The organism is Lentzea sp. NBC_00516, from assembly GCF_036346835.1.
GTDB lineage: Bacteria > Actinomycetota > Actinomycetes > Mycobacteriales > Pseudonocardiaceae > Lentzea > Lentzea sokolovensis.
In genome coordinates this window covers 4,700,848-4,716,434 of record NZ_CP107840.1, presented here as the reverse complement: position 1 = coordinate 4,716,434, position 15,587 = coordinate 4,700,848, and the positions used below count along the sequence as shown (strand labels likewise).

Annotated in this window: 12 protein-coding genes; 7 read left to right on the top strand and 5 right to left on the bottom strand. The window is 68.9% G+C overall.

The genetic code is table 11. The features are described 5' to 3' along the window. Positions 1 to 75: 75 nt before the first annotated feature. Genes OG205_RS20415 through OG205_RS20395 form a run of 5 tightly spaced genes read left to right on the top strand, consistent with a single transcriptional unit; the run spans position 76 to position 5,699 of the window. A complete protein-coding gene (locus OG205_RS20415; protein WP_330277828.1) occupies positions 76 to 1,320 on the top strand; it encodes a cyclopropane-fatty-acyl-phospholipid synthase family protein in 1,245 nt (414 codons plus the stop codon). Further along, the gene (locus OG205_RS20410) at positions 1,317 to 2,528 is read left to right on the top strand and encodes an FAD-dependent oxidoreductase (protein ID WP_330277827.1); all 1,212 of its coding nucleotides are present in this window, start codon (positions 1,317 to 1,319) and stop codon (positions 2,526 to 2,528) included. The genes OG205_RS20415 and OG205_RS20410 overlap by 4 nt, the downstream gene beginning before the upstream one ends. Next, positions 2,525 to 3,781: an NAD(P)/FAD-dependent oxidoreductase gene (locus tag OG205_RS20405; protein WP_330277826.1), complete on the top strand. Its 1,257-nt coding sequence runs from the start codon at positions 2,525 to 2,527 to the stop codon at positions 3,779 to 3,781. Before OG205_RS20410 ends, OG205_RS20405 begins: the two co-directional genes overlap by 4 nt. Then, positions 3,778 to 4,494, top strand: coding sequence for a DUF1365 domain-containing protein (locus OG205_RS20400; RefSeq protein WP_330277825.1), 717 nt, complete (start codon positions 3,778 to 3,780; stop codon positions 4,492 to 4,494). Before OG205_RS20405 ends, OG205_RS20400 begins: the two co-directional genes overlap by 4 nt. After that, complete coding sequence (locus OG205_RS20395) at positions 4,491 to 5,699, top strand: cyclopropane-fatty-acyl-phospholipid synthase family protein (RefSeq protein WP_330277824.1); 1,209 nt, start codon at positions 4,491 to 4,493, stop codon at positions 5,697 to 5,699. The genes OG205_RS20400 and OG205_RS20395 overlap by 4 nt, the downstream gene beginning before the upstream one ends. Positions 5,700 to 5,709: 10 nt before the next feature. On the opposite strand, the gene OG205_RS20390 is transcribed toward OG205_RS20395, so the two are convergent. Next, positions 5,710 to 6,924 carry a glycosyltransferase family 4 protein gene (locus OG205_RS20390; protein WP_330277823.1) on the bottom strand — a complete coding sequence of 405 codons (1,215 nt, stop codon included), beginning with the start codon at positions 6,922 to 6,924 and terminating at the stop codon, positions 5,710 to 5,712. A 62-nt stretch (positions 6,925 to 6,986) separates the two neighbouring features. On the opposite strand from OG205_RS20390, the gene OG205_RS20385 reads away from it, so the two are divergent. Together OG205_RS20385 and OG205_RS20380 are read left to right on the top strand one after the other, a co-directional pair. Further along, positions 6,987 to 7,997 (top strand): NBR1-Ig-like domain-containing protein, encoded by a 1,011-nt coding sequence (locus OG205_RS20385; RefSeq protein WP_330277822.1) that lies wholly within the window; start codon positions 6,987 to 6,989, stop codon positions 7,995 to 7,997. Further along, positions 7,970 to 8,836, top strand: coding sequence for a hypothetical protein (locus OG205_RS20380; protein ID WP_330277821.1), 867 nt, complete (start codon positions 7,970 to 7,972; stop codon positions 8,834 to 8,836). Before OG205_RS20385 ends, OG205_RS20380 begins: the two co-directional genes overlap by 28 nt. A gap of 231 nt (positions 8,837 to 9,067) precedes the next feature. Here the strand turns inward: OG205_RS20380 and OG205_RS20375 are convergent, their stop codons facing one another. From OG205_RS20375 to OG205_RS20360, 4 genes are read right to left on the bottom strand one after another with little or no spacing between them, the layout of a single operon-like run. Further along, positions 9,068 to 10,222: a trypsin-like peptidase domain-containing protein gene (locus tag OG205_RS20375; RefSeq protein ID WP_330277820.1), complete on the bottom strand. Its 1,155-nt coding sequence runs from the start codon at positions 10,220 to 10,222 to the stop codon at positions 9,068 to 9,070. After that, on the bottom strand, positions 10,219 to 13,182 hold the full coding sequence (locus tag OG205_RS20370) for an ATP-binding protein (RefSeq protein WP_330277819.1): 2,964 nt from the start codon (positions 13,180 to 13,182) through the stop codon (positions 10,219 to 10,221). Before OG205_RS20370 ends, OG205_RS20375 begins: the two co-directional genes overlap by 4 nt. Further along, on the bottom strand, positions 13,169 to 14,209 hold the full coding sequence (locus tag OG205_RS20365) for a hypothetical protein (RefSeq protein WP_330277818.1): 1,041 nt from the start codon (positions 14,207 to 14,209) through the stop codon (positions 13,169 to 13,171). The genes OG205_RS20370 and OG205_RS20365 overlap by 14 nt, the downstream gene beginning before the upstream one ends. 13 nt (positions 14,210 to 14,222) lie before the next feature. Next, positions 14,223 to 15,230 (bottom strand): hypothetical protein, encoded by a 1,008-nt coding sequence (locus OG205_RS20360; RefSeq protein WP_330277817.1) that lies wholly within the window; start codon positions 15,228 to 15,230, stop codon positions 14,223 to 14,225. Between the last annotated feature and the right edge of the window lie 357 nt (positions 15,231 to 15,587).

Genomic DNA, 15,587 nt, shown 5'->3' with positions numbered 1-15,587 from the left:
CTCTGCTGCTCCGGTTGATTCCGGCGTTTTCCAGGCTCCCCACTTTCTCGGTCGTCCGTTTGATGGCGTTACGGCATGACGACCCAGTTCTCGCCACACGCCGGCGGCATCGCGCGCCGGATCGCCACGACGACCGAATCCGTTTTCGGCACCCCGTTCCCGGTCGGTCTGCGGGCATGGGACGGCAGCACGGGCGGCGCCACCACCGGGCCAACGGTGACGATCAGGTCGCCGCGGGCGGTCAGGCATCTGCTGCGCCGGCCTGGCGAGCTCGGGGTGGTCCGCGCCTACGTCACTGGCGACGTCGACATCGAGGGCGACTTCAAGGAAGGTCTGCGCGCGTGCCGTGAGCTGGCTGAGCGCATCCGCGCCACGGGGCCGCCCGACCTGGCGAACTGGCCCACGCTGCTGGGGCTGCTCGTCCGGCTCGGCGGTATCGGGCCGTTGCCCCGAGTACCCGTCGAGGAGCTGCGGGTCGGGGCCAGGGCGAACAGCAGGTCACGGGCCAAGGCGGTGGTGGAGCACCACTACGACCTCGGGAACGACTTCTACGAGCTGATCCTGGACGAGTCGATGTCCTACTCGAGCGGATTCTGGTCGGAGGAGACAGGGGACGACCTCGCCGCCGCCCAGCGGGCGAAGCTCGACCTCGTCTGCGACCAGCTCGGGCTGCGGCCGGGGATGCGGCTGCTCGACGTCGGCTGCGGCTGGGGTGCGCTGGTGCGGCACGCGGCCGCGCATCGCGGTGTGCACGCGACCGGCGTGACGCTGTCGGCGCGGCAGGCTGAGTTCGCCCAGGCCAAGGCGGCGGCGATGGGCCTGTCTTCTCTCGTGGAGATCCGGTGCGCCGACTACCGGGACATCTCCGGCGGCGACTTCGACGCGGTGGCGTGCATCGAGATGGGCGAACACGTCGGCGAACGCGGCTATCCCGACTTCTGCGCCAGGCTCGCGGGCGCGTTGCGTCCAGGAGGTCTGTTGCTGCTCCAGCAGATGGCGCGCGGTGACAGGTCACCCGGTGGTGGAGCGTTCATCGAGTCCTACATCGCACAGGGCATGACGATGCGCTCGTTGCCGAAGACGTTGGCACACCTGGAGAAGGCCGGGTTCGAGGTGCGCCAGGTCCAGTCGCTGCGCGAGCACTACGCCCGCACGATCGACGCTTGGGCACACAGGCTGGACGCGTGCTGGGACGAGGTGCTCCACCGCTACGGCGGTCGCCGCGGCCGGATCTGGAGGCTCTACCTCGCTGGTGCCGCGCTGGCCTTCGAGACCAACCGGATGAGCGTGCACCAGGTACTCGCCGGGAGAGCGGCATGAGGATCGCGATCATCGGTTCGGGCATCGCCGGCCTCACCACGGCGTTCCAGCTGAGCCGTCACCCGCACAGTGAGCTGACGGTGTTCGAACAGGACGAACAGTTCGGTGGTCGAGCCAACGTCACCGAGGACGGCGAGCACTGTCCGCGGTTCTTCATGGACGACTACACCAGGCTCTTCGACGTGCTGCGGCAGATCGAGTGCGCGGACGGCGGCACGACGGTCTTCGGTGAGCTGCGCACCGTGCGGCGGCTCACCCGCGTCGACACCGGCTGGACCGAGATCTCCCACCTATACCGCTTCATGGCGAGGGAGGTCCCGTCGCGGGACAAGGTCCGCGCCGTGCTGGCCTGGCGTCCCTCGCCGCTGGTGGCGGAGCGAGGTCTGCACGACAACCGGTACGGCTCGTTGCGCAACTACTCGCCTGCCTCGTTGCCACGCCTGCTCGGCAGCATCCTGAAGTCGAAGACGGGGTACGTCCTGCCCGGACCGACAGACCGTCACCTGATCGACCCGTGGGTGCGTCACCTGCGTGCCAATGGAGTCGAGTTGCACGCCGGAACGCGGATCACGCGGATGGAACCGGAACCCGGTGGCGTCGTGCTGACGAGCGCGCGGGGCGGGGAGCTGTTCGACGCGGTGGTGGTCACGACGTTCGTACCGGAGCTCGTGACGTTGCTGAACGCCTCACGCCTGGACCACACGATCGTCGAGGTCGGTCACACGCACTGCGTGGCCCACACCGTCGAACTGCACCCGGACGAGGTCGTGCTGGCGTCATCGCAGCCGACCTTCTACTCCCACAACGGAATCAACGTCCTCGTCCAGCCGGAGCGCGCTCGGTGTGTGGTCCTGTGCACGCTGACGTCGCGCACGGACACGCCCTACGTGCTCGGCCAGGTACGGGACTTCCTCAAGCTGGAACACGAGTTCCGCTCGGTGCTGCGCAGGTCCAACCAGCGTCCCGGCGAGGCGGTCTACGCGGCCGACTACCTCAGGCCCGGCCGGATCCTGCGCAGACCGGCACCGGGCGTGTACTTCGCGGGCTCCGCGATCCGCAACACCTACCCCGTCGACTCGGCAGAGGGGGCCGTGCGCAGCGCACTGGCCGTGGTCCAGCAGGTGCGCCGCGACTTCGGCCTGCTCGTCCCCGCTCCGGTCGAGATCTGCTCGATGACCGGCAACACGGGCTGGGGGCGAGACCGGTGACCAGGGAGCACATCGCGGTGATCGGGGCGGGGGTCGCCGGGCTGACCGCCGCGCACCTGCTGAGCCGCTGCCACGACGTGGTGGTCTACGAGGCGGGTACGAAGCCGGGCGGTCACGCCGACACACGGACGATCCGCACCCCCGACTCCGCGTTCGTCCAGGTGGACACCGGCTTCATCGTCCACAACGGACCGAACTACCCATGCCTCACCAGGTTGTTCGAGGAACTCGGGGTCCGCACACGGACCTCCGACATGTCCATGAGCGTGAGTTGCCGGGAGTGCGGCCTGGAGTACGCGGGCGGCAAACGTGGCGCCGGGCTCGTGACGCCGGGTGCGATGCGCGCCGGGAGACGCTACCTGGGGATGCTGGCCGAACTGCCGCGGTTCAACCGCACTGCCCGGCGGCTGCTGGCCGGCCGCGACACCGGTGCGAGTCTCGGCGAGTTCCTGGTGCGGGGCCGGTTCTCCCGCTACTTCGTCGACCACTACGCGTTGCCTCTGGTGTCCGCGGTCTGGTCGGCGGGCGAGGAGGTGAGCACCCGATACCCGGCCCGCTACCTGTTCGCGTTCCTGGACCACCACGGACTGCTCGGCATTCGGCCTGCCAAGGGGTGGCGCACCGTCGTGGGCGGCTCCCAGACCTACGTGGACCGGATCGCGGCGGGGTTGTCCGTGTTGAAGACGGCGACCCCGGCACGGGCCGTGCGCCGCCACGACACCCATGTCGAGATCCTGGACCCGACCGGCACCTCGTCGATGTTCGACCGAGTCGTGCTGGCCACGCACGCGGATCAGGCGCTCGCACTGCTCGCCGACCCGACCGCCGCCGAGCGACGCGCGCTCGGCGGGTTCCGATACTCCCGCAACGAGATGTGGCTGCACACCGACTCGGCCGTGCTCCCCAGATCAGAGGGGGCAAGAGCGTCGTGGAACCACACCAAGCGAACCTGCCGAGGTGCCGGCCCCGCCCTCGTCAGCTACGACCTGAACAGGCTCATGGGCCTGAGTGAACCTCTCCGCTACGTCGTCACCCTCAACGGAGAATCCGATGTGGACTCTTCAGCCGTGGTGGCGGAAGCGGTGTACGAACATCCTGTCTACACGAGTGCTTCTGTCGCCGCTCAACGGGAACTTCCTTCGCTGAACACGGGCAGGACCGCGTACGCCGGTGCCTACCACGGCTGGGGCTTCCACGAGGACGGCTGCCTGTCCGGCGTGCGCGCTGCGCGGGCGTTTGGTGTGAAGTGGTGAGCGGACTGCCGGCGCTCTACGTCGGGCACGTCGTCCACGTGCGCCACGATCCGACGCTGAGGGTCTTCCGTCAGCGGATCTGCCTCTGGCTGGTCGATCTCGACGCGCTGCCGGTGCTGCCCCTGCTCGTGCGGCCACTCGCCGGATTCCGCGCCACCGACCACCTCGGTGAGCCGAGACGCCTGATGCGCGCCGCGGTGGACGAGTGGCTCGCGGCCAGGGACATCGATCTCGAGGGCGGCCAGATCATCATGCTCGGCGCCGCGAGGGTGCTCGGTCACGTGTTCAACCCGATCACCGTGTACTGGTGCCACGGTCCGGACGGCGTGCTGCGTTGCGTGATCGCGGAAGTCGGCAACACCTACGGCGAGAAGCACCGCTACCTGGTCGGCATCGGGGAGTCAGACGTGGAAAAGTCCTTCTACGTCTCTCCGTTTCTGCCGATGGAGGGCAGTTATCGGATGCGGCTGCCGCTGCCGGACGATCTCGCCTCGCTCACGGTCGCACTGCGCAGCGACGAACGACTGCTGCTGACCGCGGTGCTCACCGCACATCGGCGGCCTGCCACTCCTCGCGAGCTGATCCGCCAGCTGAGCACAGGAGCATTGTTGCCGTTGCGGGTGAGCGCGCTGATTCGGGCGCACGGAACGGTGTTGCGACTCAAGGGTTTTCGCCGCACGAGACGACCGCGGCACGAGGAAGGTGAGTCATGACAACAGAACAGGTGATCTCCTGGCCTGGGCTGGCGTTGCCCGCGCCCGCGCCGGTACGGGTATGGCTGCTGGAGCGGTTGTTCCGGTGGAGGGCGGCAGGTCTGCCCATCCGGATCGTGTTCCCCGGTGGCGAGACGATCGGCTGCGGCGGTCCGCACTCACCAGTCATGCGCGTGGTCCGGCCCGGCGCGCTCTTCCGCCGCCTCGCCAGGGTCGGGCCGATCGGTTTCGGCGAGGCCTACCTCACCGGTGACTGGACGAGCCAGGACCCGGCGGGCGTGCTGACCCCGTTCGCGATCAGGCTCACCAGACCGGTCAGCCGCACGGCGGTCGCGCTGCGGCGCGTGCTCGACGCACGGGTGCCTGAGTCCGAGCGGAACACGGAGCAAGGCGCGCGCAGAAACGCGCGGTACCACTACGACCTGCCCGCCGAGTTCTTCGCGCTCTTCCTCGACGAGTCGCTGACCTACTCGGGCGCCTGTTTCGACGACACCGACGACCTGCTCACCGCCCAGCTGAACAAGATCGGCCGCGTGCTCGACGACGCTGCTGTCGGCGCGGGCACCAGGGTGCTGGAGATCGGCACGGGGTGGGGGACTCTCGCGATCATGGCGGCCCGGCGCGGTGCCGAGGTCGTCAGCGCGACCGTCTCCCCTGAACAGCACCGGGTGGCGACGTCGCGGATCGCGGCGGCCGGGCTCGGTGATCGAGCCACGGTGCTGCTCAGCGACTACCGGGAGCTCAAGGGAACCTACGACGCGATCGTGTCGGTCGAGATGGTCGAGGCGGTGGGTGCCGAGTACTGGCCTGCGTACTTCGGCTGTCTTGACCACCTGCTCGCGCCGGGCGGCCGCGTCGCACTGCAGGCGATCACCATGTCGCACGACCGGATGCTGGCCACCATGAACGTCCACACGTGGATCCAGAAGTACGTCTTCCCCGGCGGACAGGTGCTGTCGGTCAGAGCGGTCGAGGAGCAGCTGGCGCGCACGAGGCTGCGCGTGCTGTCCCGGCGCAGTTCGGGTTTCGACTACGCGCGGACCTTGGAGACCTGGCGGGAACGGTTCCTCGCGAGCAGGGAGGAGGTGGCGCGCTTCGGGTTCGACGAGACCTTCGCGCGGATGTGGGAGTACTACCTGGCCTACGCGGAGGCGGGGTTTCGCGCCGGCCACCTGGACGTGTGGCAATTCAGCCTCGGCAGGTGACTGTGCGGGATCACACGAGGTCGGACTGGTGGACACCGAGCTCTCCCAGCAGCGACGTGACCGCGGAGTCCCACGAGAAGCGGCTTGCCAGGTGCTCCCGAACGGCGTGCGCGCGGGCGAAGGCGGCCGCGCGGTCGTTCAGCACGGCTTCGACGGCCCGCGCCCACGCCTCGGCGTCCTCGGCGTCATCTCCGGACACCGGCACCACGAACGGCCGTGCCGCGTCCGGCCCGAGTTCCTCGACGAGCAGCAGACCGAGACCGCTGGTGCTGCTCACCAACACCGGCGTGCCGGCGCTGATCGCTTCCGCGCCCGCCAGGCCGAAGCCCTCGGTGCGCGACGGCATCAGCACGAGGCTGGCGGTTCGCTGTGCGGCTGCCAGCCGGGTCATGTCGCTGGTGTACGGGCGCACGACGACGTTCAACCCCGGATGCCCGGACCACCGCAGCACGTTGGAGCGGACGGCCGCCGACGTGCCGGGGCGCGCGCCGTACACCACGAACTCGACCCCTGCGGTGCCCCGTCCGCGGCGGCGCGTCGCCAGCCCGACCGCGCGAGAGGCGAGGTCGAGACCCTTGATCGAGAAGTCCTCCACCCGGCCGGACAGCAGGATCTTCACCGGTGCACCCGGCGGTGGGGTGCGCGGAACCGAGGAACCGGAGTCGAAGCCGGGGACGAACCGCAGTGGAGCCGGGCTGTCGAACGCGGACAGCTCGGTCAGATACCTGTTGTGCAGCAAGGGACCGATGGCCACCGCTCGGTCCGCGGTCCTGGCCAGCTCCAGCTCGAGCGCGGTACGGCGTTCGGCACGCTCCCCGGCGTCCTCGCCGCGGCGGTGCTTGAACCACTCGATCTCGTCCGGCGCGACGTGCAGGAAGTGCAGCCGCCGCGCGGTGGGGAAGTGGTCCTCGGTGATGCCACGCGCCACCAGCCCGGTGAACCTCCCGTGGCCGATGACGAGGTCGGGCACCACCCCGCCGGGCAGGCGTGGGCGCCGGGCGAGTGCAAAGTCTCTCGGGCCCGGCGGTGCGGGCACGAGCACGACACCCTGCCGTGCCGCGTCGGCGATCGCCTGGTCCGAGGACGGGGAGACCCGGCAGAACACTCGGAGTCCCGCGCGGGCCAGCTCGACGCAGATCCTCTGGTTGAGCATGTCGATCCCGCCGGTCAGCGAGTGCCATTCGGTACCGACGGAGAGGACAGTGACATCCGGCTGTGTGCTCATGCCGAACAGAGTGCGGCTAAGGCATTTTTCCGCGCGAACGTAACCGAGGGAGGAGGGCGCCGGTGAGTCCAGGCAGGAGGGGACGGCCCAGAGCGGTCGCGCTCACGCACATGGTCGTGATGAAGGAGCTGTCCGCGGCGATGCGGCAGCTGCGGTCGGCAGCCGGGTGCGAGCGGCTGGAGGAAGCGGTGGAGGTGCTCAACGCCGCGATCGCCGAGCTGTACCCGGACTTGGACCCCGCACGGCCCGCAGGCAGCACGCTGTCGCTGCCGCATCCCGTGACGGTGGGCTATGTGTCCGGCATCGAGACCGGCAACACGACGAAGGCACCGATACCCGCTTGGCTGCGGTCGGTCGGCGCTTACCAGCGGGAGCAGTTGCGCGGAAGCCAGGTTCCCGCGTGGCTGGTGCACGCCTACGACGTGGCGTTCCTGGCCGACGGCTATCTCGTCGACATGTACCGGTGGGCGGTGTCGCTGCAGGCCGACCAGTCCGGGGACCCGCCCCGCGCCCCCGCACACGCCCGGCTCGCGCAGATCGGTCCCGACGGCTTCGACGCCGAGGTCGCGATGTTCCTCGACGGCCCGGAACACATGCGCGCGGCCGTGCACGACATGCGCGCGGCCATCCGCCGTTATCCGAGCATGCCCGCCACCGCGTCGGACTGGCTGCCCGACCACGAGGACCGGTGCAACAACGTGGTCAACCGGGAGCGCGATCTGCCAGAAGGGGTTGTGGTGGCGCCACGGACGTACGTCCTCGGCTGGTGGAGGCTGCGCAACACAGGAGTGCGGCCGTGGGCCAACAAGGTGTTCTACCGCGCGGGAGGCGGTGACGCGGGACTGCGAACACCCCCATTCGTACCGGTGCCCGACGCGCCTCCCGGCGGTGAGGTCGACATCGCGGTGCCCATCCAGGCCCCGTCCCGTCCCGGCACCTACCGCCTGTGTCTGCGCCTCGGCTGGCCCAACGGGGTCTACTGCTACCCGAGCACGCTGGTCGGGGCGATCATGAGCCTCATCGTGCTGCCCGACAGGTACGCAGGATGCGAGACACCCTGGCGGACGACATGACCGAGCCCGCGGACCTGCTCGCTGAGACCCGCAGAGCGCTCGGTCTCTCGCTCGCGGACTTCGCGCACCGACTGGAGAGCCGCTCCGGGCCGAAGCTCACCCGCCAGCGGCTGAGCCGGCACGAACAGGGCAGCAGCAAGATCCCCGAGCGGCTGCTCCGCGCGATCGCTGAGACGTGCGCGGCCGACGAGTTGCTCGACGCGGCGTTGCGCGCGCGGTGGCGGAGCCTGCTCAGCGGACCAGACCCGGTGATCACCGCCACCGACCAGCGGCGGCGACTGCACGACATGGCCCGCCGGGTGCGCGGAAATCCCCGCTGGCCGCTGTACGAGCAGCTGGCGCGCGAGCACGGCGCTGACCTGAACGCGTTGCTCACCGAGGCGAGTGCGCTCCTCGCCCTGCCGCCACAGGACGACTGGACTCCCGTCGCTGGCGACGCCGTCACGGTGGTGCGCAAGGAGAGTGCGCTCGAGGTCGCGCTGGCCAAGGGAGAACTGTTCGTGCTGTTCGGAACCTTGCGCAACAGCGGAACCGTTCTGTGGCGGCAACGGCTGCTGACCAGACTGGGGCCGTCCGTCACGTCCAGTCTGGCCTTCACACCGCCGGTTCTGCCGGTTCCGGAAACCCCGCCGGGCCAGACGTGCAGGATCGTGATCCCCGGCCGCGGACCGTGGTTTCCCAACGAGAGCCTGGTCACTTACGTGATGACGTTCCCCGATCTCACTCCCTGCCTTCCGGGGAGCCTGATCCTGCTGGTCGACGCGAGTACGCAGGACGACGTGGTGAGCCACCCGGTGCCGGCCGACATCGCCGCACGTTTCCGCGGCAGGCCGGGCTAGCAGATCACAGCGTTGGGAACTGGACCTTCTTCGTCATCGCCTCGAACACTTGCCGCCGATGTGCAGGCGGTCGCCTTGTCGTACTCGGGCTTGATCCGCTGCTGGTTCGCCGGTCCCCGATCACCGCGTCGAATCCACCATGACGTCGAAGTCCTGCCTGTCCCGGCCGGTGATGGCCAGGACGACCGTAGAATCCCGAGCCGTTCCCCTGGCCACACCGACCGCAGGAACTCATTTCTGGACTGACACCTGCGCGTACAGGTCGGGGTGTGCGTCCTTGAGATCCGCGAGTATCAACCCGATCGGCGTGCCGTAGTTCTCCTGCTTGATCGATCGGCCCCACACCTCGACCGGATCGCCAGGAATCATCCGCCACCCGCGGTGCAGCGCCGCCACGAACCAGGCGTCGTCGCAGATCGGCGACCCGGACGCACCACCGGCCGTGTCGGTGAGATAGCTCAGCCGGTCATCGGTGCCGGTGACCACGAAGTTGTTGCGGAACCCCAGCCGCATCGGCTCCCCGCGGGGGTGCTGCAGCACGTTGACCCGCTCCCGCAACGCCCGGCTCGCCGGCTTGAGCACCGGCTCTGTCCGCAGGCGCAGCGCCGGCCGCTCGTCGTCGGACAGCTGCAAGATCGCGTAGTCGAGTTCCCTGTTGCTGGCCGCACAACTCACGCTGTGCACGGTGTGCCCGTCCTTGCCCCTGTCGTAGAAGTCGAACTGCACCTGGGTGGACTTGCCCTGCAGCTCGAAGTCCGCAGTGGAGGCCATCGGTTCGAGCGGCAGGCGTGCGTCAACCACGTGCCAGTTCGTGATCAGCAGTCCGGGCGCCAGCACCCACCCCGTCCCGAGCCCGAGGTCCGGCTTGCCGCCGGCCAGTGTCGACGGCCTGCCGTCGAAATGCCGGTGCACCGCGAGCTTCGCCACCGACCGCGCCACCGCGGCCCCGTCGTGCAGGAACGCCACGTCGATCGTGTCGTCCTCACCGATCACGACCTGCAACCCGTGCGCTCCCCGCGGCAACGCGGCGATCTCCGCGGGCAGGTCCTCTTGCGGAACAGGGTCCGTCGGCAACGCGATGCCGTCGGCCGACGCCAGCTCCAGCGCTTCCAGGAACACCCGCTCCTCCGGCACGCTGCCGGCCATCGTGATCGCGTTCTGCAGCCAGGTCATCAACGGCACTTCGCCCGACACCAGTGCTCTGGTGACGTTCATCCTCCTGCTCAACGTCAACAGCTTGGCCACGTCGGTGGCCCCGGTGGCGAAACTGCCCACAAAGGCGGGCGAGACCCCGGCGTTGAGCCCGGCGTCACCGGCGAACCCGAGGCCGATGGCGGTGCGCTGGACCTTGGCGAGCACGTCGTCGGACAGGAAGCGGAACGTCATGGCGCACTCCGGGGGAACAGTGGAACAACAAAGCGCACAAGGCCTTGCACGACCATTTGCCTTGCCTGCACCGGATCACTGGTGTGGTCCAGCACGAACGACACAACGTGCCCTGCGCGCCCCATGTGCACGGCCTGCCCGGAGATCTCGGTCGTCGTACTCGCGCGCATGCCGAGTTGCGTCGCGAGTTCGGCAAGCGACTCGGGCGTCACCCTGGCAAGCAACCTGTCCAGCACGAACGCGTCCGAGCGGAACACCTTGTGCTCCGGCTCCCCGACTTCGGCGGCAGCGTGGTGCAGCAACGCGGGCTCCGTCTCACCCGCGGCATGAAGCACTCGGCACACGAGGTCCGGTTGCTCGCGGAGCACCTGCCTCGACAGTCGCACGAACCTTGCGGACAGCTCCTCGCCGAGCCCCGTTGGTGCGCCGTTGAGAGCTCGCACGGCGAATGCCAGCACATCGACCCCGCGGTCCGGTTGACCCAGCATGTCGCACGAGCGCGCTGCCCATCGCGCCGCAGTCTCGACGCCGCGCGGGTCGTTCCGCGCCACGTACACCTGCACCGCGCATTCTGAGAGCTGCTCCTGTGTTCGCCGGTCACCGCTGTTCTGCGCGCTCTCGATGCCGTGCCGCAGCACGCCTTCCGCCCCGCCGATGTCGCCCAGTTCCAGCCGTGCGTTGACCTCGGCAGCGAACAACCTGCTGCCCGGCAACCGTTCGTGGCGTTCGGCGAGCACTTCCAGCGCGCGGTCCGGTTTGCCGGACGCGAGCCACGAGGCAGCGCGCGATGCCGCCTCCGCCTCCCAGTCCTCCTGGTCCCACTCCGTGCGGTCGTCTCCGGACGTGCGGCCGAGCCGTCGTTCCAGCCATCGCCGTGCCCGTGCCGGTAGCGGTTCGCTCAGCGCCGGTTCCAGCAGCGACCGCAGCTCGTCGGTCCACAACTTGCTGAAGCCACGCGGATCCTGATCGCTCATCAGCAGGTGGTAGAGCTCCTCCGCGCGTGACCCGAGCCCGGTTTGCCTGCGGTAGTAGGCGATCGCGAGCTGATGGATCCGCGCCACGGTCGCGGCTCGGCCGGGGTCGTCGAGCATCGTGCGCAACATCAGCCTGCGCACGTCCTGCCGGTGCCGCAGCGCTCCGCCCTCCCGGTCGAACATGCTCACCTCGCGCTGGAGCTTCGCGAAGATCTCCCTGGCACAGGCTGGATCGAGTCCGCACGGCTCCGCCAGCACGTCCCGCAGCACGCCGACGGTGACCCGCCGGACCGCCAGGCCCGGATACGCGACGCGGACCACCTCGGGATCGGCGATGTGGCTGAGGATCCTGCCGTAGAGCATTCCCTGGACCATGTCGGCGGCGGCCTCCGTGAGCGCCTCGGCCTGCCCGGCCGGTTCGATCCCGTCGACGCTCGCGTTCCTCATGGCCTGTGCGGCGAGCCGCAGGGTCAGGGGGTTGCCACCGAACTTCTCGACGATCGCTGCGCGCAGTGCCGGTTCCTCCACGCCGAGGTGTGCCAGCACTTCCTCGGCGATGTCGGCGTCGAGCTCCCCGAGATCGAGCACCGCCTCCGTGCCGGCGCGGGGGAACACCACCTGCTGGCTGCCCCGTCCCGCGACGATCACCTTGATGCTCGGAATCCTCAGGCGCAACGTCTCCACCAGGTACAGCACGTCCTCGACCGCACCTGGTCCTCTGGCCTGGACCTCTTCGAAGGTGTCGAGCACGAGAACGAGCGCGGGGGCGTTCCCTCGCCGGACCTGGCGCAGCCGCTCGGCCAGCTCTTCCAGCCCCACCAGCGGAGAGACCTTCTGCGCCTTGCGATCGATGCCCGAGTAGGTGGACTCCAGCGACGAGAACGCCCGCGCGTCGTCGTCCAGCGAGTGCAGCAACCGAAGCTGCCTGCTGATGTGGGCGAGCAGGCGTTCCCACTGACGCGGGTCGTTGGCCGGCCGGTCGAAGTCGATGTAGGCGAAGGAGATCGGCACGCGGTCGGCCTGCCGTTCCAGTTCCAGCAACACCCTGCCGAGCACCGTCGACTTGCCCGCGCCGCCCGCGCCCTGGACCACCATGATCGGCCGCTGCGTCCGGCCGTGCACGTGATCTTCGAGCAGACGGACCTCGTCGTCGCGGCCGCTGAAGTGCCTGCCGACCAAGGCGCGCAACGGATCGAGCACGAGCCGCCGCTCCAGCGCCGACTGCACGACCACCCGCACCGGCGCGGGCACCAGTCCTACCGGCTCCATCCAGTCGAGCACGGTGCTGTACTCGTCGAGCTCGTCGGTGCTCAGCTCGGCGAGGCGCGTGGGCAGGCCGTGGTGCAGCAGCTCGGCGAACATGTCCCGTTTGTTGTCCTTCAGGCCGGCGTTCGCTTGCAGCGCCTGGTCCAGCTGGTTGAGTTCGTGCAGGGCGGACAGACACTCACGACGCACGTCGTCGCGCAGCGACCAGTGCCCGGCGAAGTCGACGTGCACGAAGCCGGCCAGGGCCGTCAGCGCGGAAGTGTGCGAAGACCCGGAACCCGGTAGAGGGTGCAGACCGGTCGGCCAGAAACTGCCCAGGACACAAGCCGCCGCCGTCCACGGCAGATGCTGGTCGTCCAGCGCCCGCGACTCGTCCGGTGGTTCGACCGCTGCCAACGCCGTGCGCAGCGAGGTCGTGAACTCGTCCTGGTCTGCCGACGGCTGATGACGTTCGGCCGCGCGGACGTGGCGGTAGTACTTCTGAACCGCGGCGACGTCGTCCGCGCGTTCGGGGACGACCGCGGCGAGCGCCTCGAACAACCTCTCGTGCAGCGCGGGATCGGAACGCAGCCGGTCCACCACGCGGCTCGCGTACGCGGCGATGTTCGCCCCGCCGCTGCGGATCAGCGGGATTCCCTGCAGCACCAACGAACGTTCGAGTTCCTGTGGGTCGTCGAACAGCGCGATCAGCAGACGGTGGAGCCGCTCATCGGTGTCCATTGAGCACCCCTGTCAGGTGGCGGTGCACCGCGGCGCAGTGCTGCGCCACGTAGCTGAGCCTCATGTGCGGGCTCGGCTTCCAGGCGTCGACCTGTTCGAGCACCATGGCCGCGGCCTTCGCGTAGTCCGTGGCGGATCTGCCCGGCAGCGCGAGCGCGAACCACTGCTCCAGCTCGGCGCAGGTGATCTCCGGCAAGGTGTGGCGGTGCGCGGCGTCCGGCAGGTTGTTCAGCCCACTCGCCAGCAGGTCGTCGGCGAGCACGATCATCCGCAGGCCGCCGGAGTAGAGCGGATCCTGCTGCACCTCGTTGAGCAGCTCGTCGACGAACGCGAGCACGCCCTCGTCCTGTTCGCTGCCCTGCAGGTTGACCACGAACCACGTCGGCCGCCCGCCATCAGCGTCCCGCGCGAGCAGCCGCGCCTGCCTGCGCGGGTCGAGCGTGAACACCGGGGCGGACAACGGAATGCTCATGCGCAGGCGGGTGACGAGGTACTCGACGACGCACGCGTCGCCGGTGCGCCGCAGGTGGTTCACGACGGGGACGACCGAATGCTGCCTGGCGAGGTCCTCGACGTAGGCGCACATGGTCCGCTTCCCGTGCCCGGCGGGCGCCTCGATCGCGATCGCGGGCGGTCCCACCCCGATCGCCATCGACTGCACCACCGTGCGCAGCGCGGACCGGTCGGCGAACGGCTGGTCGAGGGGCATCCAGAGGATCTCCGCACCCGGCTGCGCACCCCAGCGGAGCTCGCCGCGTTCCAACCGGTCGGCGAGCGCCTGCAGCTCGGCCAGCAACCCGGACTTGTCGACCTCCCGCAGGACCTTGACGAACAGCGCCGAGGTGAGCTCGCTCTCCATGTGGACGATGAACGAGTGAGCGTCCCTGAACGGCCCGGACCGGCTTGGAACCGTCCGCAGCACCTGCGCACCGAACAGGTCCATCGCCGCGGTGCCGTAGAACTGTCCGTTCAGGTGGTCGACGATGAGCGTCGCGAACAGGTTGCGCTGGTCTTCGGTCAAGAGCACGCTCGTCTGCCCTTCAGGCTCGTACCCCGGCCATGCCGGTGAGGAGCTCGATGACCCGCGCCTGATAGTCGGTGCTGTCCACGGCGGCCTCGTTGCCCGCCCCCATGGCGGACAACGACTGGTTGGCGCGGTCTGCGAGTTGCCGCGCGGTCTGCGGGTACAGCAGGCGGAGACCGCGTTTGTCCACTGGGGACAGGTCGATGCCGTTTCCCGTTGGCGAGCAGGGACTCGGCGCGTTCTTGTAGAAGAAGTCCGCGAAGACGTAGAGCATCACCGACGCGCGGTCGAACGGGCCCAGCACCAGCTCGGGGTCGTTGTCGGTGCGCAGGTTGTGGTCGACCTTGGCACGGGACCAGAAGTTCGGTGCGCCCGCCAGGTAGGTGTAGACGCCCGGCCGGCGGCCGGCCGTGTCCGGGACGTACGTGCCTCGCGGGTCCCGGGTCGGCTGGTAGCCGGAGTCGTCGTCCCATCGGAACTCGGCCGCGCACGGGCCACGCATGTTCTGGTGTGCGTGGTGGAAGCCGAGCGCGTGCATGAATTCGTGGCGCACGGTGCCCTCCCACTTGGTCGGACGGGAGGTGGTGAAGCCGCCGAGGTTGAGGCTGCGCTGATCTGGGCGGCCGCCCACCGGCAGACCCGGTGCGCCGACTGTGCGGTCGGTGCTGTCGGTGCCGACCAGGGAGAAGTAGCCGCGCTGGTCGAAACTGACGCGGATCTCCGCGGCGTAGGACGTGTCGCTCTCGGTCCACCTGCGGTATTCGCCGTCGGTGAGGCCGAAATCGAGGGTGAGATTGCAGGAGTCGGTGATCTGCTTCGTCGCTTCGGCGATGTCCTGGTGCAGGGATTTGTCACCGTCGAGGAACGCCACGCGTACCGCCTCGCCGAGAGGCCAGCGGGTGAGATCGGAGACGATGAACTCGAGACCCTCGCCGGACTCGGACAGCTTGCGGCGCCAGGCATCACGGATTTCCAGGCTCGCGACGACCTCGTCGGGCAATGATTCCAGCACAACGGGCTCCATAGCGGCTCCTCGGTTCACACGATGCACTAGGAGTCGCGGTTTCGTCGTCCGTGGTTACCAGGGAACGCGGCGGCGATCGGGTGAATCACTGAGAGGGGTCACCTCGGCTACCGAACGTTCCCGAGCTGTCCTTGTATTGGCCAGTATTCCACTGCGGCGTCCACCGGCTCGCGTGTATTCCACGCGAGCCCTGGCTAAAATCGTTGCCCTGCAAGGAATCTGGATTCGTTTGGCTCTTTACAGCTGAAGAAGAAGATGCTCATACTCTCTCGCTCATCGGACCTGGAGTGAATCATTGAGAGGGTCATGGCCGAGAAAGAAAAACGTATCGCCGGAGTGAGGGGCATCGGTCAGTTC

Excerpts from the sequence above, each read along its gene's own strand:
- OG205_RS20415 (WP_330277828.1), top strand. The coding sequence starts at position 76 with ATGACGACCCAGTTCTCGCCACACGCCGGCGGCATCGCGCGCCGGATC.
- OG205_RS20410 (WP_330277827.1), top strand. The coding sequence starts at position 1,317 with ATGAGGATCGCGATCATCGGTTCGGGCATCGCCGGCCTCACCACGGCG.
- OG205_RS20395 (WP_330277824.1), top strand. The coding sequence starts at position 4,491 with ATGACAACAGAACAGGTGATCTCCTGGCCTGGGCTGGCGTTGCCCGCG.
- OG205_RS20390 (WP_330277823.1), bottom strand. The coding sequence starts at position 6,924 with ATGAGCACACAGCCGGATGTCACTGTCCTCTCCGTCGGTACCGAATGG.
- OG205_RS20380 (WP_330277821.1), top strand. The coding sequence starts at position 7,970 with ATGCGAGACACCCTGGCGGACGACATGACCGAGCCCGCGGACCTGCTC.
- OG205_RS20375 (WP_330277820.1), bottom strand. The coding sequence starts at position 10,222 with ATGACGTTCCGCTTCCTGTCCGACGACGTGCTCGCCAAGGTCCAGCGC.
- OG205_RS20370 (WP_330277819.1), bottom strand. The coding sequence starts at position 13,182 with ATGGACACCGATGAGCGGCTCCACCGTCTGCTGATCGCGCTGTTCGAC.
- OG205_RS20360 (WP_330277817.1), bottom strand. The coding sequence starts at position 15,230 with ATGGAGCCCGTTGTGCTGGAATCATTGCCCGACGAGGTCGTCGCGAGC.